This window comes from Streptomyces sp. PU-14G, from assembly GCF_041028275.1.
In the GTDB taxonomy this organism is placed as follows: Bacteria; Actinomycetota; Actinomycetes; order Streptomycetales; family Streptomycetaceae; genus Streptomyces.
In genome coordinates this window covers 12,298-30,546 of sequence record NZ_JASKYT010000046.1, presented here as the reverse complement: position 1 = coordinate 30,546, position 18,249 = coordinate 12,298, and the positions used below count along the sequence as shown (strand labels likewise).

18 protein-coding genes are annotated in these 18,249 nt (G+C 72.6%); 7 read left to right on the top strand and 11 right to left on the bottom strand.

The window, feature by feature from the left end:
- Positions 1–362: 362 nt before the first annotated feature.
- Together AB8Z75_RS08530 and AB8Z75_RS08525 are read right to left on the bottom strand one after the other, a co-directional pair.
- Complete coding sequence (locus AB8Z75_RS08530) at positions 363–1,085, bottom strand: DsbA family protein (protein ID WP_369200798.1); 723 nt, start codon at positions 1,083–1,085, stop codon at positions 363–365.
- Positions 1,082–1,789, bottom strand: coding sequence for an SDR family NAD(P)-dependent oxidoreductase (locus tag AB8Z75_RS08525; protein WP_369200797.1), 708 nt, complete (start codon positions 1,787–1,789; stop codon positions 1,082–1,084). Before AB8Z75_RS08525 ends, AB8Z75_RS08530 begins: the two co-directional genes overlap by 4 nt.
- 149 nt (positions 1,790–1,938) lie before the next feature.
- On the opposite strand from AB8Z75_RS08525, the gene AB8Z75_RS08520 reads away from it, so the two are divergent.
- Together AB8Z75_RS08520 and AB8Z75_RS08515 are read left to right on the top strand one after the other, a co-directional pair.
- A complete protein-coding gene (locus AB8Z75_RS08520) occupies positions 1,939–2,802 on the top strand; it encodes a helix-turn-helix transcriptional regulator (protein ID WP_369200796.1) in 864 nt (287 codons plus the stop codon).
- Positions 2,803–2,958: 156 nt separating this feature from the next.
- Entirely contained in the window at positions 2,959–4,218 is a 1,260-nt protein-coding gene (locus AB8Z75_RS08515) for a DUF1266 domain-containing protein (RefSeq protein WP_369200795.1), read from the top strand.
- Positions 4,219–4,332: 114 nt separating this feature from the next.
- Here the strand turns inward: AB8Z75_RS08515 and AB8Z75_RS08510 are convergent, their stop codons facing one another.
- Both AB8Z75_RS08510 and AB8Z75_RS08505 read right to left on the bottom strand, forming a co-directional pair.
- The gene (locus AB8Z75_RS08510; RefSeq protein WP_369200794.1) at positions 4,333–4,740 is read right to left on the bottom strand and encodes a RidA family protein; all 408 of its coding nucleotides are present in this window, start codon (positions 4,738–4,740) and stop codon (positions 4,333–4,335) included.
- A gap of 201 nt (positions 4,741–4,941) precedes the next feature.
- Positions 4,942–5,913 carry a TIGR03557 family F420-dependent LLM class oxidoreductase gene (locus AB8Z75_RS08505; protein ID WP_369200793.1) on the bottom strand — a complete coding sequence of 324 codons (972 nt, stop codon included), beginning with the start codon at positions 5,911–5,913 and terminating at the stop codon, positions 4,942–4,944.
- A gap of 239 nt (positions 5,914–6,152) precedes the next feature.
- Between AB8Z75_RS08505 and AB8Z75_RS08500 the strand changes: the two genes are divergently transcribed.
- Positions 6,153–7,073, top strand: coding sequence for an SDR family NAD(P)-dependent oxidoreductase (locus tag AB8Z75_RS08500; protein WP_369200792.1), 921 nt, complete (start codon positions 6,153–6,155; stop codon positions 7,071–7,073).
- 98 nt (positions 7,074–7,171) lie between these two features.
- Positions 7,172–8,362 (top strand): zinc-dependent alcohol dehydrogenase, encoded by a 1,191-nt coding sequence (locus AB8Z75_RS08495; RefSeq protein ID WP_369200791.1) that lies wholly within the window; start codon positions 7,172–7,174, stop codon positions 8,360–8,362.
- Between the two features lie 153 nt (positions 8,363–8,515).
- Here the strand turns inward: AB8Z75_RS08495 and AB8Z75_RS08490 are convergent, their stop codons facing one another.
- The 5 genes from AB8Z75_RS08490 to AB8Z75_RS08470 all read right to left on the bottom strand — a co-directional run bounded on the left by AB8Z75_RS08490 (position 8,516) and on the right by AB8Z75_RS08470 (position 13,165).
- Positions 8,516–10,108: a hypothetical protein gene (locus tag AB8Z75_RS08490; protein ID WP_369200790.1), complete on the bottom strand. Its 1,593-nt coding sequence runs from the start codon at positions 10,106–10,108 to the stop codon at positions 8,516–8,518.
- A gap of 91 nt (positions 10,109–10,199) precedes the next feature.
- The gene (paaK, locus tag AB8Z75_RS08485; protein WP_369200789.1) at positions 10,200–11,519 is read right to left on the bottom strand and encodes a phenylacetate--CoA ligase PaaK; all 1,320 of its coding nucleotides are present in this window, start codon (positions 11,517–11,519) and stop codon (positions 10,200–10,202) included.
- On the bottom strand, positions 11,516–11,911 hold the full coding sequence (gene paaI, locus AB8Z75_RS08480; RefSeq protein WP_369200799.1) for a hydroxyphenylacetyl-CoA thioesterase PaaI: 396 nt from the start codon (positions 11,909–11,911) through the stop codon (positions 11,516–11,518). Before paaI ends, paaK begins: the two co-directional genes overlap by 4 nt.
- Before the next feature lie 163 nt (positions 11,912–12,074).
- Complete coding sequence (locus AB8Z75_RS08475) at positions 12,075–12,323, bottom strand: DUF397 domain-containing protein (RefSeq protein WP_369200788.1); 249 nt, start codon at positions 12,321–12,323, stop codon at positions 12,075–12,077.
- Positions 12,320–13,165, bottom strand: a complete 846-nt coding sequence (locus AB8Z75_RS08470; RefSeq protein WP_369200787.1) for a helix-turn-helix domain-containing protein — start codon at positions 13,163–13,165, stop codon at positions 12,320–12,322. The genes AB8Z75_RS08475 and AB8Z75_RS08470 overlap by 4 nt, the downstream gene beginning before the upstream one ends.
- Positions 13,166–13,352: 187 nt before the next feature.
- Between AB8Z75_RS08470 and AB8Z75_RS08465 the strand changes: the two genes are divergently transcribed.
- The gene (locus AB8Z75_RS08465) at positions 13,353–13,787 is read left to right on the top strand and encodes an ATP-binding protein (RefSeq protein ID WP_369200786.1); all 435 of its coding nucleotides are present in this window, start codon (positions 13,353–13,355) and stop codon (positions 13,785–13,787) included.
- Positions 13,788–13,862: 75 nt separating this feature from the next.
- A complete protein-coding gene (locus AB8Z75_RS08460; RefSeq protein ID WP_369200785.1) occupies positions 13,863–14,324 on the top strand; it encodes a MarR family winged helix-turn-helix transcriptional regulator in 462 nt (153 codons plus the stop codon).
- On the opposite strand, the gene AB8Z75_RS08455 is transcribed toward AB8Z75_RS08460, so the two are convergent.
- Positions 14,310–15,275, bottom strand: coding sequence for a phosphotransferase family protein (locus AB8Z75_RS08455; protein WP_369200784.1), 966 nt, complete (start codon positions 15,273–15,275; stop codon positions 14,310–14,312). The genes AB8Z75_RS08460 and AB8Z75_RS08455 overlap by 15 nt on opposite strands.
- Positions 15,276–15,333: 58 nt before the next feature.
- Positions 15,334–17,511 (bottom strand): nucleotidyl transferase AbiEii/AbiGii toxin family protein, encoded by a 2,178-nt coding sequence (locus AB8Z75_RS08450; RefSeq protein ID WP_369200783.1) that lies wholly within the window; start codon positions 17,509–17,511, stop codon positions 15,334–15,336.
- Between the two features lie 178 nt (positions 17,512–17,689).
- Here AB8Z75_RS08450 and AB8Z75_RS08445 point away from each other — a divergent pair, with 178 nt between their 5' ends.
- On the top strand, positions 17,690–18,232 hold the full coding sequence (locus tag AB8Z75_RS08445) for a hypothetical protein (protein ID WP_369200782.1): 543 nt from the start codon (positions 17,690–17,692) through the stop codon (positions 18,230–18,232).
- Positions 18,233–18,249: the final 17 nt, after the last annotated feature.

Below are 18,249 nucleotides of genomic sequence, written 5' to 3'. Positions count from 1 at the left end.
CGACCTCAGCCGTCCGTCATGGAACCGCCCGTCACAGATCCGCCCATCACGGAACCGCCGCTCACGGAACCCCGGCGCGCGGAACCCGCAGCGGGCGTTCCCGGTCCGGAGGAGGACGGGCCTCGGGTGCCTCCGCCGCCGCAGGGCCCGCCCGCACCACCCGCGCGACCCGACGGTGCGCCCGCCTCGGTTCCGCTGCCGCCCACGACGCCCCCGACCGCGGCTCGGGACCCGCACGCGGCCGACGAGTCGGCGCCGTCCGGGTCCGCGAAGCGCCGCCGTGCACGGTCCCGTCCGCGGTCCGGGCCCGACGCCGAGAGGCGTTAGCGACCCCGAGAATGTCAGCGGAGCCCCGGGAGACGTCAGCGGCCGTTCTGGTCCCGGCGCCCGGCGCTCTCCTCGTCCCCCGCCCGCGCCGGGCGCCGTTCTCCTGGCGCCTCGGGCCCTTCGCCGGGCGGCGGCCCGGCGCGCCCGGCTCGCGGCCCGGCGCGCAGGCAGCTCAGCAACTCCTCCTCGGTCGGCTCCTCGTGCAGCACGGGGTGGCCGTCGGCCAGCAGGACGGGGCCGCTGGGGCTGCCGAGGTGACGGGTGCGGGCGAGCTCGGCGGACAGGTGCTCGGTGAGGTCGGGTTCAGGGCGTACGCCCACCTCGGCGGCCAGCCGGGTCAGGACGTGCGGGTCGGCGATGTCGAGCCCGTCGGTGAAGTAGGCGCGGAAGAGGCGCGCGGCCATGTCGAGGGCACGGTGCTGGGTGGCGGCCTGCGCGGTGAGGTGATGGGCGGCGCGGGTGTTGGCGAACACCGCGCGGTCGAAGCGCAGGTCGAGACCGTCCGCGGCGCCGAGTGTGCGGTCGGCGCGGATGGCACGGGCGACGGCCTCGCCGCGTTCGCGCCGGTGCACCTCGAACAGCGGTTCGCCCTCGGCTGGAGTATCGGGCCGGATCTGGTACGGGCGCAGGACGAGCCGGGTGGTCCCGCCCTCCGCGCGGTGCAGGGCGTGCGCCCGCCGCAGCCGGGTGAAGGCGAGGTAGGAGCGGGCGCACACGAAGTCGTGGACGAGTTCGATCCGGTGAGGGGCGCGGCTCACCACGGGAGGGGCCCCTGGTCGCCGATGTAGCTGCCGGTGGGTCCCTCGGGGCCCAGGCAGGCCATGCGCACGATGATCCGCGCGCCCTGGGCGACGGTCCGGTGGCCGGTGTGCGCGTTGAAGTCGGTCGCCGTGTAGCCGGGGTCGACGGCGTTGATCCGGAAGTCGGGGAGTGCGTGCGCGTACTGCGCCGTGACCATGTTCAGCGCGGCCTTCGACGAGGCGTAGGCGAGGCCCGGCATCCAGTCGGGCACGGCCTTCTCGCGTGCTTCCGGGTCACCGACGGCGGTGAGGGAGCCGAGGCCGCTGCTGACGTTGACGACGACGGGGGCCCGTGCCGCACGCAGCAGCGGCAGGAAGGCGCGGGTGGTGCGGACGACGCCGAAGACGTTGGTGTCGTAGACGGTGCGCAGGTCGTCGCCGGTCAGTTCGGTCGCCCCGAGGAAAGGCCCTGAGATGCCCGCGTTGTTGACGAGGACGTCGAGGTGGTCTTCCCGCTCGCGCAGCAGCGCGGTGGCCGCGTGCAGCGACTCCTCGCTGGTGACGTCGAGAGGGAGGACGTGCCCGCCGGTTTCGCGGGCCGCCCGCTCGCCGCGCTCCGCGTCGCGGGAGCCGAGATAGACGGTGTGGCCGAGGGCGGACAGCGCTCGCGCCGTCTCCAGTCCGAGGCCGCGTGTGGCGCCGGTGATCAGTGTGGTGGTCATGGGCTGCACACTGCCGCCGGAGCCGCACTGCCGGGGAGTAGCCGCGTTTTCCTGGGAACAGCGGTACCAGGACGGGCTCTTGTCCACCGCCGTCGCCGGCGGACACTGGAGGGATGGACCAATCGGCGGGAGCCCGGCAGGGCGGCGGCGTGAGACGAACGCAGGGCAGCGACCCGGGCCGGGGCAGCGACCTCGGTCGGGCGCTGCGCCGGTGGCGGGATCGCGCGGACCCGGCCGAGGCCGGACTGCCTGCGGGCCGGGCCCGGAGGGCGGCCGGGTTGCGCCGCGAGGAACTGGCGTCGCTGGCGGGCGTATCCGTGGACTATGTCGTACGGCTGGAGCAGGGCCGGGCGACGTCGCCGTCCGGGCAGGTCCTCACGGCGCTGGGGCGGGCGCTGCGGCTGTCGGACGAGGAGCGGCGCCATCTGTTCCTACTGGCGGGCCGTGCGGTGCCGGACGCCGGGCGGATGCCCTCGCAGGTGTCACCGGGGGTGTCGCGGCTGCTGGAGCAGATGCCGGCCACCCCGGTCTGCGTGTTCGACGCGGCGTGGACGCTGCTGGAGTGGAATCCGCTGTTCGCGGCCCTCATGGGCGATCCGTCGGGGCTGCGGGGGCGGGAACGCAACGTCGTGTGGCAGCACTTCACGCAGCCGTCGGGCCGGGTACGGCACAGTGCGGCACAGCGGGCCTGTTTCGAGGCGGCGGTGGTGGCCGATCTGCGGGCGGCGACCGCCCGCTATCCGGCCGACCCCGGGCTGCGGGGGCTGATCGCCGAACTGCGCGGCGTCAGCGACCGTTTCGCGCGGCTGTGGGACGCGCATGCGGTGGGGGCGCACACGAGGGCGACCAAGACCGTGGAGCATCCGGAGGTCGGCCCGCTCGTGCTCGACTGCGATGTCCTGGCCTCGCCCGACGGGCTGCGGGTGGTGCTCTACACGGCGGCGCGGGGCTCGCAGGCCGCGGAGAGGCTCGCGCTGTTGGAGGTGCTGGGGACCCAACGGGTCTGGTCGTGAGCGGGGGTTGACGCCGTCACTCGGACGCGCCGCCACGGTCGCGTGGCGGTCCACCGGTCGTTCCCACCCGGTCGCCCCCGGGCCGCGCACGGGCGGTAGCGTGATCGACTGGATCGGCACGGGGCCTCGGCACGGCGGGGCCGGAACGGGGCGAGGGTGTACGCGGTAGGCGAGCAGGACGATCACGAGGACATCTTCCCTGTCGTCGAGAACGCGGGCGGCGGTCACTGGCAGGCACCGGCCGATCTGGAGCGGCGGCTGTACAAGCTGGCCGAGGCCGACGAGAGCTACACCTATCTGCGCGCCCTCGCACAGCACGGCGTGTACCACCCGATGCCGATCGAGCAGACCACCCGGGTGCCCGGCGAGCGGCGGCTGTGGACCAGCGAGGTCACCGGCTCCGACGGCGTGGTGCGCACGATGACGCAGGTCTACACCGACGGGGTGCTGCCGCCTCCGCACCCTTACGTGGTCTACGAGTTCATCACCCTGGGCACTCTCGCGGACATCATGCCGCCCGAGGTGGACGTGCTGGCGGTCAACGCGGCGACACCGTGCCAGGTGATGTTCCAGGTGGACGACGAGGAACGGGAGGTGTGGTCGGACCTGCACGAGGAACTGTTCGATCCGGAGGGCCTCCTCAACCGTGTCGTCGCCCGTTTCACGGGTGCCCCCGGGTCCGGGCCGCTGCTGCACGGCCTGGCCTGCGGCGCGCACCTGTGCTACTACAACGGCGATCCGTGGAACACCCTGGACTGGCACGGCGCCGGCTACAGCAGCGAGGTCGAACGCCTGGAGGACTTCTGGGACGTGGGTGGCCGCGAGGACTGGCTGGAGATCCAGCAGCGGCTGCTGGAGTGCGAGGTCAGCCCCTGGTACTGGGACTTCGTGCTGGGGGCGCGGCTCGCGCTGCGCAAGGAGCACGCCGATCGCGGTCCGGTGGACGCGGGGCTGTGGCGGGACTGCGTGGAGGCCACCTTGCGGCGCGTCGTCGAGGCGCCCGAGGGGCAGGAGTTCGAGTCGTTCATCGCCGACATGCGGGAGTTGGTCGGCAAGATTCTCCGCTACGAGGCACGCTTCCGCGCCGACGGGCTGCTCGGCCCCGACGAGAGCGTCCGCACCATCGCCGCGTGGGATCTGGGGCGCGGCTCGAAGATGGCCCGCTGGGGCCGCGGCGCCCGCTACGCGACCCGCGCGGAGATGTACGACGCGCTTCAGCGGGTGAGCGCGGGCGTGCGCAGCACCTACACCTCCTGGGCCGAGTTCTCCGCCGCGTACGTGATGGGCCGCTGTCTGCACTTCGACGACGAGCACTTCGGCGACTGGTACACCTCCGTGCTGGAGGCCCACCACGCGCTGACGCGCTCGCCGCGCAGTCCGTGGAACACGGTGCCCTTCCAGTTGCCGACGAGTTGAGGAAACATCCGGCCGGTTGAGGAAACCTCCCGCCGGTTGAGGAGACCTCCGGTTGGCTGAGGCAACTGCCGATCGGTTGAGGCACCTTCCGGTCACAGCGACCGCCGCGCTCCGTCAGTCGAGGACGGCCGCCACCGCCTCGATCTCGACGAGCTGGCCGGTGTAGCCGAGGACGGTGACGCCCATCAGGGTGCTGGGGACGTCGTGCTCGCCCATGGCGTCCCGGTAGACCCCCCAGGCCGCGGCCAGGTCCTCCTGGCGGTCGGAGACGACCAGGACCCGGGTGCTGATCAGGTCCCCCAGGCCGGCGCCGGCCTCTCGCAGCGCGGTGCGCAGGTTCTCAACCGCCGTGGCGGCCTGGCCCGCGTGGTCGCCGAGCGGGGTGACGGCGCCGTCGGCGTCCAGCGGGCAGGCACCGGCGAGGAAGACGAGGCGGGCCTCGGCGGGTGCCGTGGCCGCGTAGGCGTATTCGGCCACGTCGGACAGGGTGCTGGAGCGGATGAGGGTGACGGCTCGCGGCATGGTGCTCCTCGTACGGGGGTTCGGATGGCTGCGCGCACAGCTCAGTCCATGCCACGAGTGGCCGCAAGGGAATTTCGCGGCCGTCGACTCCGCACAAGCATCAGCCCCGCACAAGCATCAGCTCCTCGCAGGCGCCAGCCTCGCACAAGCATCAGCCCCGCACGGGTGTCAGCTCCTCGCAGGCGTCAGCCCCCCGCGGCGTCACCCCTTCTGCGGCGTCAGCTCCTTGAGGCGGCGGATCAGTTCCGCGTCGCAGAAGTCGAGGAAGGCCCGCGGGTCGGGGCCCGCGTTCATCAGGACGAGGCGGTCGAACCCGGCCTCCGTGAAGGGCTTCGCGACCTCCAGGTAGCGCGCGGGGTCGTTGCCGCAGGCGAAGCGCTCGCGGATGTCCTCCTCGCGGACCTGCGCGGTGGCGGCCTCGAAGTTGACCGGGTTGGGCAGCTCGCTCATCACCTTCCAGCCGCTGAGCGCCCAGCGGAAGTAGGTGAGCGCCGACTGCGCACCCTCGCTCTCGCTCCCGGCGAACGCCATCGGCACCTCGGCGTAGCCGGGTCCGGTGCCGCCGGCCTCGCGGTAGTGGCGGACGATCTCGGGCTTCTCCTCGGTGGCGAAGAGGGCGTCGCCGAGTTCGGCGGCGATCTTGGAGGAGGCGGCGCCGCTGGCGGCGACGGCGATCATGGGCTGTTCGGGCGGCAGGTCGAAGACGCGGGCGTCCTCAAGACGCAGGTAGGTGCCTTCGTAGGAGCGGTAGCCGCCCTGCCACAGCAGGCGGATGATCTCCAGAGCCTCGCGGAACATGGTGTGGCGTTCGGAGACGGCGGGCCAGCCGCGTCCCGTGACGTGTTCGTTGAGGCGCTCGCCGGAGCCGACGCCGAGGACGAAGCGGCCCTCGGAGACGAGCGCCATGGTGGCGGCGGCCTGCGCGACGATCGCCGGGTGGTAGCGCATGCTGGGGCAGGTCACGCCGGTGACCAGGCCGATGCGCTCGGTCCTGGCCGCGATGGCGCCGAGCACGCTCCAGGTGAAGGCGGAGTGGCCCTGCTCGTTCAGCCACGGATGGTAGTGGTCGCTCATCTCGACGAAGTCGAATCCGGCGGCCTCGGCGGCGATGGCCTGTCGGATCAGCTCCTGGGGCCCGTACTGCTCGGTCGCGAGCTTGTAACCGATCTGCATGTGTGCTGCTCCTTCGTCGCTCTCGTCCCACGGGTACCTCCGCCGCCCGACGCGCATGCGCACTGTCCTGCGGGTGGGTGCGGGCGAATGCAGGCGGATGCGGGTGTGACTCGGCCGATGAGGGGAACCGCCGGGTAGCGACACCTCGCTCGATGCCGCGTCGATGACACCTCGCAGGTCGCGTCGCGGGACCGTGCCGACGACGGCTCCCCGGAGCCGCCCGCGTAAGGAGGCAGGTGATGGAGGCACTCTCGGATCTGTCCGTGCTGGTGACAGGCGGCTCCAGGGGGCTGGGGCTGCTGCTGGCGCGGCAGTGCGTGGAGCGGCGCTGCGATGTCACCGTCGCGGCCCGCGACCAGGAGGAGCTCGACCACGCGGTCGGGCTGCTGCGCCGCAGAACACGCGACAACACGGTGACCGGACGGGTGTGCGATGTCACCGACCGGGAGGCCGTCCGCAAGCTGGTGGAGCGGACCGCCACCGACCAGCGGGGGCTCGACGTGGTCCTGGCGAACGCGGGGAACATCCAGGTGGGCCCCGCCGAGGAGTCGGGCACGGAGGCGTTCCGCAGCGCCATGGACACGATGTTCTTCGGCGCGCTGCACACCTCCATGGAGGCGCTGCCGCAGCTGCGCGAGAGCCCGGCGGGCGGCCGTCTCGGGCTGATCGGCTCGGTGGGCGGACTGCTGCCGGTGCCGCATCTGCTGCCGTACTCGTGTGCGAAGTCGGCGGTCGCCGCGCTCGCGGAGGGGCTGCGGACCGAAGTGGCACAGGACGGCGTCAGCGTCACCGCCGTCCATCCGGGGCTGATGCGGACGGGCTCCCACAACCAGGTGGAACTCTCCGGGGACACGGGCAAGGAGTACGCCTGGTTCGCGACGCTCGCGGGCCTGCCCGGGCTGTCCATGGACGCGCTGCGGGCGGCCGAACGCATCGTGCACGCCGTCGAACAGCGGCGGACCCGGGTGGTGCTCACCCCGGCGGCGCAGCTCGGCGCGAAGGCGTACGGGGTGGCACCGACGCTGGTGACCCGCACCAACGAGCTGGTGGCCCGCCTGATGCCGGGGCCGCAGCCCTCCGAGCGGGAGGGCCGCTCCCGCTGGCAGTCCGCCGTCAGCGCACTCAACGACCGGGCGGCGCGCCGCCTCAACCAGACCTGACAGCCACCCCGCGGACCTGCAAGCCACCCCGCGGGCCTGCAAGCCACCCGTCGGGCGGGGCCGCAGGGGCGGTACCGCCCGCGATCCGAGGAGACGTGATGAGGGCCCTCACCTACCAAGGCAAGCGCAACGTCAGCGTGGAGACCGTCCCCGATCCGGAGATCACCCAGCCCGACGACATCCTCGTCCGCGTCACGACGAGCGGGCTCTGCGGCTCCGACCTCCACCTGTACGAGGTCCTGGGGCCGTTCCTGGACCAGGGCGACGTGCTCGGGCACGAGACCATGGGCGTGGTCGAGGAGGTCGGTCCCGAGGTCGCGGCGCTGTCCCCAGGCGACCGGGTCGTGATGCCGTTCAACGTCAACTGCGGCACCTGCTGGATGTGCGAGCAGGGGCTCCAGTCCCAGTGCGAGACCACGCAGGTACGCGAGTACGGCAGCGGCGCGGCCCTGTTCGGCTACAGCAAGCTCTACGGGCAGGTGCCGGGCGGCCAGGCGGAGTTCCTGCGGGTGCCGTTCGGCAACCACCTGCCCATCAAGGTGCCCGAAGGGCCGCCGGACGAGCGCTACGTCTACCTGTCCGACGTGCTGCCGACCGCGTGGCAGGCCGTGGCCTACGCGGACATCCCCCAGGGCGGCAGCGTCACCGTGCTGGGCCTCGGGCCGATCGGTGACATGGCGTGCCGGATCGCGCTGCACCAGGGCGCGGGACAGGTCATCGGCGTCGACCTGGTGCCCGAGCGCCTCCAGCGGGCGCGCCTGCGCGGCGTGCACACGCTCGACCTGCGCGAACACGACGATATCGGGGCCGCCGTACGGGAGCTGACGCACGGGCGCGGCACGGACGCCGCGATTGACGCGGTCGGCATGGAGGCGCACGGGGCGCCGGTCGCCAAGGCGGCGCACCAGGCGGTCGGGCTGCTGCCGGAGGCGCTGGGCCAGAAGATGATGCAGCGCGCCGGGGTCGACCGGCTCGCGGCGCTCAACGCGGCCTTCGACGTGGTGCGGCGCGGCGGCACGGTCTCCCTCTCGGGTGTCTACGGGGGCGCGGCCGACCCGCTGCCGATGCTGAAGCTGTTCGACAAGCAGATCCAGCTGCGCATGGGTCAGGCGAACGTGCACCACTGGGTGGACGACATCCTGCCCCTCCTCACCGACGAGGACCCGCTCGGTGTGGACACCTTCGCCACCCACACCATGCCCCTGGAGAAGGCGCCGGAGGCCTACGGGACCTTCCAGCGCAAGGAGGACGGAATGGTCAAGACGCTGCTGAAACCGTCAGCGGCCTGACACCTCTCGTGGGGGCGCCCCGAAGGGGCGCGGGGAACTGCTCCCCCAGCCTCCGGCCGGGAGGTGCCCCCACCAGCCACAACCCACCCGCGGACCGCACGCTGCGGACAGTGGCACCCCCTTGTCGGCAGGTCCCCGCGCGGCGCGCCGGGCTCAGGCCCAGCGGGCCAGCAGCGCCGCGCAGTAGGTGTCGACCCCCATCGCCGGCGGCGGTGGGGTCGGCGGGTGGATGGCGTGGACGAGGTCGGCCACCTCGTCCGACCAGGCCCGCAGGGGCAACCACGCCGCGACGTGTGCCTGTTCGCGGTCGGTACCGGGGCGGCCGGTGCCGCTGACGTCGTGCCGCATGCGGGGGCGCCCGGGACGGCCGTCCGTCCCGCCTTCCCGCTCCACGACGTGGCGGGTGAAGGTCGCCGCCACGGACACCAGGTCGCGGTCGTCGAAGACCGGCGGCAGCAGTCCTGCCGGCTGGCTGTGGTAGAGGTGCAGGAAGTCCAGGTCGATGAGGGCGTGGGTGACGTCCTCCGGCGCGGTGACGGGCGCGTAGGCGGGACGGTAGGCCGAACCGTCCGTCTCCGGGCTGCCGGTGGCGCTCCAGCCGCAGTGGACGCGCCCGAAGGCGGGCCAGTACGGCCACGTCGCGGCCTCCTCCTGCCGCCCGCCCTGCCGCACCAGGTCGGCGCGCAGGGCGTGCGCCATGGCGGCGGCCCGCTCCGCGTGCTCCTCCTCGCCCGTGAGCGCGGCGAGGTGCACGAAGGTACGGCCCATCGCCAGGAACTCGTTGGTCGGCAGTTCGGCGCCCGCGAAGGAGACCGGCTCCTCGGGCAGCCACCGGTAGCAGCCACGCCGCCCGGACGCGGACTGCCACTGGTGGTCGTGTGCCTGGACGGCCCGCAGGACGGCGTCGAGGTAGCCGTCGAGGCGCGCCCGTACGGACGGCGGTACGGCCTTGTGGGAGGGGTCCTGGCGGGCCAGCCGGACGAGCCCGGCGATCGGATAGGTGATCATGCCCGTCTGCGCCGCGAGGGCGACCCGTGCGGGACACACGGGGTAAGTGCCCGGCTGTACCCGGCGCGGCGGCTCAGCACCCGGGCGCAGCCCGGCACGCAGCCGCCCCTCGGACCGCTCCCCCGCCGCGACGAGCCGCCCGGTGACCGCGCTGCGCTGCTCGTACGCCTCGTAGAGGACGCGGTCGGCGCGGCGCTCGTCGGCCGGGTCCAGGCTGAGGCCTTCGACGGTGAACGGCTGCCGTCCCTGACCGGCGACCGTGAGGGTGAAGCGGCCCTCGCCCCCTTCGGGCCGCACCGTCACCCGCGCGTCCAGCGCGCGGGGTGGGCAGACGGTCACCTCCAGCGCGATCTCGCCCGCCTCGTCGGGCACGGACGCGGTGGCGGCCGTGAACTTGGTCGCCGTGCTCCACACCGGAGCGGAGACCCCGGTGTGGTCGGCGATCCCGCGCACCTCGTCGCGGGCGGCCAGCACGTGGTCGATGAGTTCCGCGAGACGGGTGGCGTAGGCGGGGTTGCCCGTCCGCTCGGCCATCAGCAGATAGCCCTGCATCCGCCAGGAGGTGCCCCAGCCGATGACGCCCGCCTCGTTGTCCCCCGGCACGCCGCCGGTGGTCGAGTTCCGGGTGAGGGTGTCCTCCACCTGGTGGAAGGACCGCGCCCCCACCCGGTGTCTGCGGGCGCGCGTGGGCAGGGAGAACCGCCGCTTGGGACGGACATGGCCGGGAAGGACGCTCATACCGGCAGTAAACCGGCACTTTGCGCCGACCGCGCTCCCAGGGTGGCGAACGGGTAGGCGGGCAGGGCGGGGCAGGACGCCGGCGCCGGCGCTACACCGGGACGCCGGGCTCTCGTCCCTGAGGACGCAGGTCGCGGACGCGGCGGAACTTGCCGACGGAGCGTTCGAGCGTCTCCGGGTCCACCACCCGCACCTCGACGTTCACTCCGACACCGTCCTTGACGCCCCGTACGAGCGCGGCGCGGGCCGCCTCGCGTTCGGGTCCCGTCGCGTCCGCGCGCGCCTCGACCAGCACGCTCAGGTGGTCCATCCGCTCCTGCCTGGTGAGCAGGAGTTGGAAGTGCGGGGCCAGCGCGGGCAGGTCCAGCACGATCTCCTCGATCTGGCTGGGGAAGACGTTCACCCCGCGCAGGATGATCATGTCGTCGCTGCGCCCTGTGACCTTCTCCATGCGGCGGAAGGCGGGCCGCGCCGTCCCCAGCAGCAGCCGCGTCAGATCCCTCGTCCGGTACCTGATGACGGGCAGCGCCTCCTTGGTGAGCGTCGTCAGCACCAACTCGCCGCGCTCGCCCTGATCACCGCAGGGCTCCTCCCCCAGCGGATCGACGAGCTCCGGATAGATGTGGTCCTCCCACAGGTGCAGCCCGTCCTTCGTCTCCACGCACTCCTGCGCGACACCGGGCCCCATCACCTCCGAGAGCCCGTAGATGTCCACCGCGTGCAGCGCGAACCGCTCCTCGATCTCCCGCCGCATCGCCTCCGTCCACGGCTCCGCACCGAAGATGCCCACCCGCAGCGACGTCGTACGCGGATCGACGCCCTGGCGCTCGAACTCGTCCAGCAGCGTGAGCATGTACGTCGGCGTGACCATGATGATGTCCGGACGGAAGTCCTGGATCAGCTGCACCTGCCGCGCCGTCATCCCCCCGGACGCCGGGATGACGGTGCACCCGGCGCGCTCGGCGCCGTAGTGCGCCCCCAGCCCGCCGGTGAACAGCCCGTACCCGTAGGAGACGTGCACCTTGTCGCCGGGCCTGCCGCCCGCCGCGCGGATGCACCGCGCGACCAGATCCGCCCACGTGTCCAAGTCCCGCTGCGTGTAGCCGACGACCGTCGGACGCCCCGTCGAACCGCTGGACGCGTGCAGCCTGCGCACGCTCTCCATCGGCACGCCGAACATCCCGAACGGATACGTGTCGCGCAGGTCCGCCTTCGTCGTGAACGGGAACTTCGCCAGATCGGCGAGCGAACGGCAGTCCTCGGGACGCACACCGGCCGCGTCGAACTTCTTCCGGTACAGCTCGATGTCGTCGTACGCGTGCCGGAGGGTGGCCTGGAGCCGTCGCAACTGGAGGGCCTGGAGATCGGCCTTCGACAGCCGCTCCCCCGCGTCGAGAAAGTCGTCCGTCACGCCGCCTCCCCCGCCGTGCGCGACGGTGTCGCCGTACGGCTGCGCCCCCGGAACTCCGCGACGATCTCGCCCTCTCCGCGCAGCACCGTCACGTCGTACAGGCCACTGCGACCGTAACGCGTGCGCTCCTGTGCCACAGCCCGCAACGCGTCGCCCTCCCACGCGGGCGACACGAACGAGATGTCCGCCCCCGCCGCGACAGTGACCGGACCATGGCTGTTGCAGGCGCAGGCGAACGCCGTGTCCGCCAGGAGGAAGACGTAGCCGCCGTGCGCGGTGCCGTGCCCGTTGACCATCGCACCCGTCACCGTCATGCGGCAGGTGGCAGAACCGGCCCCCTTCTCGACCAGTTCGATACCGAGCGCGGCGGAGGCCCTGTCGGCCTCCCACATCGCCTCCACGGGTCCGTTCCCCACGCCTGACCTCCCGTTTCGCGCCGACCGATCATTCGGTGCGGTCAGTAACGCAGCGGCGCACGGCGCCTGTCAAGACATGCGCAGGGGCCCGCACCGTGCGGTGCGGGCCCCTGTTGGTGCAGTTCGCGTGCCCGTCGCGTCAGTCGCGGAGCGCGTGCCCGACGAACGCCGCCCAGGCGGAGGGGGAGACCGCAAGGGCCGGGATGGCCGTGTCCTTGGAGTCGCGCACATGGATGGTGGCGGGCGTGGTGGCGACCTCCACGCAGGCGTCGTTCTGGGAGCTGCTGTAGCTGCTCTTCACCCAATCGAGAGCAACCTCGATGCAGTTGTCGCCCTGAGAGCTGCTGTAGCTACTCTTGAACCAGTCCAGATCGGCGTTGGCACTCATAACGCTCCTCGCATTCGCTTCAGCAGGCTCAGGGAGTCCGCCGGGGTCAGAGCCTGTGAGCGCAGTTTTGCATACCGCATGTGCAAGCGACTGAGGGATGCTTCCTCCGAGATCAGTTGTCCGGTTTCCTGGCCCTCTGCATAGCCGAACCATCGGTGCTCCGGGGTCTCCAGCAAATACAGCGGCCCGTCCATGCCGGCGTGCTCCGGCTGGACCAGCGGCATGATCTGGAGCTCAACGTTGGACAGTTGCCCCCGACAGATGAGGTGATCGAGCAAGTCTTTGGTGACCTCCTCACCTCCGGTTTGCCGCTCCAGGAGCGCTTGCTCGACAATGAAGCTGAACGTCACCGGCTGCTTGCGGAAGAACAGTTCCTGCCGTTCCATGCGAAGCGCAATTCGCTGCTCGATCTCCTCCTCCGGAGGCAGGGGAGGCACCTGCCGAACAACGGCCCGTGCGTACCCCTCAGTCTGCAAAAGACCCGGCACCATGCGACAGTCGTAGGCGTACAAGCTCAACGCCGTCAGCTCCATCTTGGCCCACTGGCGGAACCACGCCGCCAACCCGTGGCCCCGCGAGAGGAACTTGGACGCCTTCCTCAACGCGCCGAAGGCGTCGAAGACGTCCTCCGCCCGCTCGATGAACCCCGGCGGCGGAAACCGCCGCCCCTGCTCGACGCCCGCGCAGGTACTGAGCGAGTACCCGGACAGCTCCGCCCAGGCCTCCTGGGTGAGGCCCGCCCGTTCGCGGAAGGCCTTCACGACGGCGCCGAACGTCCGCAGACTGTCGGAGCGTTCGGGTTCCTTGCCGCAGCCCTCCGGGCCCTGTTCCTCGTCGGTCATTTTCCGCCACCTCCCTGAGCTGACCCAGGGTTACGGCTCCCGGAGCATTCTGTCCACACTCCGTACCCCTACGCTCGCGCAGCGTAGGGGTTGCTGACCTGGTTGAGGGGGCGGCGGGGGCGCGACCGTGGCGCGCATGCAGCAGCGTCGCTCACCGTCTCCCGTACCCGCGTCCGCTACCGAGCGTATGTTCGTACAGCGGTTCTCCGCCACCCCGCGCGGCGCCCGCCTGGCGCGATTGCTCGCCCTGCACGAGTGGGACAGCTGGGGCGTGCCGTACGGGAGCAGAGCGTCCGAGGAGGCGGCAACCGTCCTCGGGGAGCTGGCCGCGAACGCGGTGGTGCACGGCCGCGTGGCCGGAAGGGACTTCGAACTCGCCCTGGACCTGCCGCAGCCGGGCACGCTCCTCATCGAGGTGACCGACACGAGGGGCGAGGCGCTGCCGACGCCCGCGCCGGTGCCGCCGCGCTCCGACGCGGAGTCGGGGCGCGGGCTGGTGCTGGTCTCCGCGCTGGCCAAGGACTGGGGCGTGCGGCCCCGTACGCCCGCCGCTCCCGGCAAGACGGTGTGGGCCCACTGCGCGTGCCCCCTCGGCGCGGGGAGGATGTTCTTCTGGAGGTGAGATCCCACCTCGGCACCATCGGTAACCTGACCGGCGGGGGCGACCGCCCCCGCCGGACCGCACCGCGAGGAACCCATGCACGACAGCCGCCGCCATCTGCCCCAGCTACTCGGTGAGGCGCGGCGCTGGTTCGACGAGGCGCTGCTGGCGGCGTTGGCGGAGGCAGGTGCCGAGCCGGTGTCACCGACCCAGGCGCAGTTGTTCGCCGCGCTGGATGCGGAGGGCACCACCGTCGCCGCGCTGGCCCGGCGGATGGGTGTCACCCGGCAGACGGCGCACCAGGCCGTGCACGGGCTGGTCGCCGCCGGTCTGCTGGAGCAGACCCCCGATCCGGCTTCCGCGCGGCAGCGGCTCATCCGGCGCACCCGGGAGGGCGAGCGGGTCCACGTGCAGGCGGAGCGGATTCTGGACGAGCTGGAGGCGCGCCTCGCCCAGCGGATCGGCGCGCAGGCCGTCGCCGCGCTGCGGGCGGCGCTGGAGGCCCCGTGGGGGCCGCCGCCCGCAGCCGGGGGCGCGGCGGCGTCAGCCGCCGACTGACAGCTCGCTCAACCCGCCCGCGAAGGGCGCCGCACGCCAGTTCTCGATGGCCGGCTCCAGCGCGTCCACGAGCAGGGGAAGCTGCGGCGCGAGCGCGAGGCAGGCCACCGTACGGGACGCACCCACGGCGTTGACGAGGCTCAGCACGCGCTTGTCCAGCTCCCGCATTCCGTGGCGCCGCACGGCGGAGTCGTACGCGGCTTCGCCGTCGGGGCCGAGGCCCGCCAGGTCCCACTCGGCAGGTCCGAGGGTGACCAGTTCGAAGTCGGAGTACAGCTCGCCGTCCGCGGTGGTGACGATGTTGACCGCCGGGGCGTCTCCGTGGATCGGCTGGAAGTCGACGCCGGGGAACGCCGCCTCGAACCCCGCGCGGGAGCGGACGAGGGGTTCCAGGATCTCCCACTCCCGCCGTGCCCGGTCCAGGTCGGCCGGCGGGAGGAGGTCGGGGCGCTCCCGAAGCACGGCGAGTCCCTCGGTGACGAACTCCGGTTCGGCGGCCGAGAGGAACGGCAGCTCCCCCGGGTAGGCGCGCAGCGCGGCGTGCAGGTCGGCGACGAGGCCGCAGTTGCGCACGAAATCGGGCTCTGCGCCGCTGTCCTGCTCGACGTACTGCCAGAACGTCATCGAGAAGCCGTCGCGCCGCACGGGTGCGTGCGGCACGAGCGGGCTCGGCGGGATCACCGGAGTGCCCGCTTCCGCGAGCCACCTGACCACGTCGAGTTCCCGCCGCTGCCGCGCCGCCTGGGTGTCCGCGTCGGCGTACGACGGCAGCACCGTGGGCACCCTGACCACCACGGGTGAGGGAGCGAGGTGCACGACGACGGAGAACACGTCGTGGAGCACCCTCGCGTCGGTGACCGTGAGTCCGAGGTCGCGCCCTGCGGCGACGGCCGCGTCCAGAGCACGGGACGTCCGGGCGGCGAGCTGGTCAGGGGTCAGAAATCCTGGCATGGCGACGATGGTGCCACGTTCGCGTGACGAGCCGCGCGGCTCTGCCCCCCCGTCGACCTCAGCTCTCGCCCGGTGGCTCCGTTCCCTCCCGCAGCGCGTCCGCCGCTTCCCGCAGCCGGTCCGCGTCCCAGCCGCCGCGGCGCCACGGGCGGTCGGGGTCGGGTGGCGGCCGGAAGGCTGCCAGCAGCGGCAGCACCCCGTCCACGGTGTGCCGGGCGCTCCCGAGAACCTCGCGGACGACGACGAGCGCGGAGCGCGGCGGCACGTGAGCGGCGAACAGCCGCTCCAGCAGCGCCGGGATGCCGCCGTCCGTGAAGGCGGTACGGCACTGCTCGACGAGGGGGGCCAGCCAGCGGGCGGACAGCTCGTAGCGCGAGGCGGGCTCTCCGCCGCCGTCGTCGGCCGCGAACGTGGGGGCCAGTGCGGTGGTGAGCCGGTCCGGCCAATCGGCCGGGGGCGCGTCGTGCGCGAAGTCGGGCGGGCCCGCGATGTGCGGGTGTTCCTTGGCGAACTCGAACCACTCCACGCACTGAGCGGCGTACGCGAGGTCGCCCAACAAGACGGGATTGCGGTCGTACAGTCCGTCCTCGACGTCCCGGAAGACCGCGCGGAACAGGTCGAAGGGGAGCGTGACGGAGGGGTCCTCGGCGAGCAGAACCGCGTCGTAGAGGTCCTTGCCCTCCGGGTAGGCGTCGCTGACCAGCCAGAGCAGCTTCCAGGCGAGCGACAGTTCACGGGACGCCGCGCGGACGGTCAGCGGCTCGCCCGCCACGCCCGCCGGGCGCGGAACCCGCGTGCGTACGGCGGGGGCGGGAAGCGTCTCGTTGAAGACGAAGTCGAGCTGGACGGTGCCGCCGGGCAGGCCCTCGGCCGTCCACGGGATGACGAGACGGCGGCCCGGCACCCGGTCGTAGGTCCAGATCTCGTCGCGGGCCGCGTTGTCCGCGTCCAGCCTGACGGGGCCGCGCGCCGCGTGGGAGGCCGCCTCGGCGGCGCGGGCGAGCTCGTCGAGCATCTGTCCGGTGCGCGTGTCGGTCACCTGCCAGCCGGACGGCTCCACGACGAAGTCGAGATCGCCGGGCTCGCGGGCCGCCTCCGCGTACCAGGCGCGCAGCAGCACACTGCCGCGCAGCACCAGGTGGTCCGCCCACGCGGAGGAGGCGACGGCGGCCAGCGCCAGGTCCAGCGCACACCGCCGAGCCGCGTACCAGCGCTCTCCCGTCTCCGCGTCCGCGAACTCCGGGTCCCCCAGCCGCATCGCTTTGGCGTGGTGCGCCGCGGAGGGGTCGAACACCGGGCGCTGCACCACGTTCCGACCGCCGAGGACGGGCCGGAGCGTGGGCGGGAGTTCGAGCGCGGCCCGCGTGTCCTCGTCCAGCTCCCGCTGCGGCACCGTCTCCTGGGCCGCCCACGGCCCGAAGCCGAACTTCCGCCAGCCCGCCGCCGCGTACGCGCGCGGCCTGGTGATCGCCGCTCCGCCTTCGGCTATCCATCCCTCGTCCAACGTCTCCGCGCTGTCGTGGACGACGAACTCCCGTTCCGTGGAGAGGATCTCGTGCCGGAGGGAGCTCAGGTGCGCGAGCAGGTCGTTCAGCCGCCGTCCTGCCGTCTCGTCACCGACCTCGCGGCAGCGCTGGGTGACGAAGTACTCCCGCTGCCCGTCCGCGCGGGTCCGGCGCGCGTTGCGGGAGAGGTGCGCGTCGTGCCGGACGACCAGCCGGGCCAGCCGGGCGAGCTCGCCGCCGGTGCCGCCATGGCCGGTGCCGGAGTCGATGTCGCCTGTGCCACTGCCGGAGTGGACGGTGCCGGTGCCGGAGTCGACGTCGCCGGTGCCGGCTTCCGGTGGGAGCAGCAGTTTCACATGGTGTTCGAAGTAGTAGGTCGGGCCGAGCGCGGCGCCCTCGTCGTCGGTGCCCGGCACTCCGGACGCCCACGGCGCTGCCTCGATCTTGACCCGGACCACGGGAGCGCCCACGGCGGCCAGCTCCCGCGCCGCCGCCTGCGCCGTTTCGTGGACCGCCTCGAACCCGCCCTCGGCGGCGAGCGTGACCATGGGCTGGTCCGGGGTGCGACCGCGGTCGAGGACGATGCGGGCGTACTTCCACGCCCGTTCGGCCGCGTACGCCGCGAGCGCGCCGGACTCCACGGCCGGACTGGCGCCGTCGACGGTCAGATGGATCTCGAATGCGCCCGAGAAGGCGGGCGTGTGGGCGAAGGCGGCGGAGAGGTCGGACACGCGTGCGATCGTCTCAGGTGGCGGGGCAGCGCTCCGACACCCGGGAGGGGGATGCGACACCCGGGAGAGGGATTTGTGGGGGCGCGTTGCGGCACTGCCGTTCCTCAGGGTGCCGGAAAGGCGGACGATACCGCCGACATTCCCGTTCCGGGTCATGCCCGGTCAAAAGAGGTGTTCGATGCCCCGTACCGCCACCCGTCGCAGCGTCCGCAGGACCTTCCTCGCCGCCTGCGCCGCCACGGCTGCCGCCCTCGCTCTCGCCGCGCCCACCGCGCAGGCGGCACCGTCCGAGCCCACGCCCCAGATTTACGCGCCCTCCGAGCCCACACACCGGATCGCGCCGTCCGAGCCCACACCGCAGATCTACGCGCCGCCGGCCGCCTCACCCCAGGCGCAGGACCGCCACACGGGCCCCGAGATCCGCCGCTTCCTGGGCTGGTTCTACGGAGAGCACGGGCCGACCGACCAGCAGCGCGAGAAGTGGGTCTCGGACTTCCTCAAGGAGAAGCAGCAGCAGAACCCCGACCACGACGTCATCCTGTGCGCCCAGAACGCGCCGCGGAACATCGAGGTCGGCCCCGTGACCGTCGCGCAGTCCGCCGGCTTCGGCTGGGCCACGGTCACCGCCTACTGGACCGACGGCACCACCAGTACCTCCACCGCCTACGTCGCCCTAGACTCCCACCCGATCGAGCTGCACGACGTCGTGTGCGCTGAGTGAGACGGACAGACGGAGCG

Bases quoted from the DNA above. Each gene is read 5' to 3' on its own strand.
- AB8Z75_RS08525 (WP_369200797.1), bottom strand. From the start codon at position 1,789: ATGACCACCACACTGATCACCGGCGCCACACGCGGCCTCGGACTGGAG.
- AB8Z75_RS08510 (WP_369200794.1), bottom strand. From the start codon at position 4,740: ATGCCGCGAGCCGTCACCCTCATCCGCTCCAGCACCCTGTCCGACGTG.
- AB8Z75_RS08505 (WP_369200793.1), bottom strand. From the start codon at position 5,913: ATGCAGATCGGTTACAAGCTCGCGACCGAGCAGTACGGGCCCCAGGAG.
- AB8Z75_RS08500 (WP_369200792.1), top strand. From the start codon at position 6,153: ATGGAGGCACTCTCGGATCTGTCCGTGCTGGTGACAGGCGGCTCCAGG.
- AB8Z75_RS08495 (WP_369200791.1), top strand. From the start codon at position 7,172: ATGAGGGCCCTCACCTACCAAGGCAAGCGCAACGTCAGCGTGGAGACC.
- AB8Z75_RS08490 (WP_369200790.1), bottom strand. From the start codon at position 10,108: ATGAGCGTCCTTCCCGGCCATGTCCGTCCCAAGCGGCGGTTCTCCCTG.
- paaI (WP_369200799.1), bottom strand. From the start codon at position 11,911: ATGTGGGAGGCCGACAGGGCCTCCGCCGCGCTCGGTATCGAACTGGTC.
- AB8Z75_RS08475 (WP_369200788.1), bottom strand. From the start codon at position 12,323: ATGAGTGCCAACGCCGATCTGGACTGGTTCAAGAGTAGCTACAGCAGC.
- AB8Z75_RS08470 (WP_369200787.1), bottom strand. From the start codon at position 13,165: ATGACCGACGAGGAACAGGGCCCGGAGGGCTGCGGCAAGGAACCCGAA.
- AB8Z75_RS08465 (WP_369200786.1), top strand. From the start codon at position 13,353: ATGTTCGTACAGCGGTTCTCCGCCACCCCGCGCGGCGCCCGCCTGGCG.
- AB8Z75_RS08460 (WP_369200785.1), top strand. From the start codon at position 13,863: ATGCACGACAGCCGCCGCCATCTGCCCCAGCTACTCGGTGAGGCGCGG.
- AB8Z75_RS08455 (WP_369200784.1), bottom strand. From the start codon at position 15,275: ATGCCAGGATTTCTGACCCCTGACCAGCTCGCCGCCCGGACGTCCCGT.
- AB8Z75_RS08445 (WP_369200782.1), top strand. From the start codon at position 17,690: ATGCCCCGTACCGCCACCCGTCGCAGCGTCCGCAGGACCTTCCTCGCC.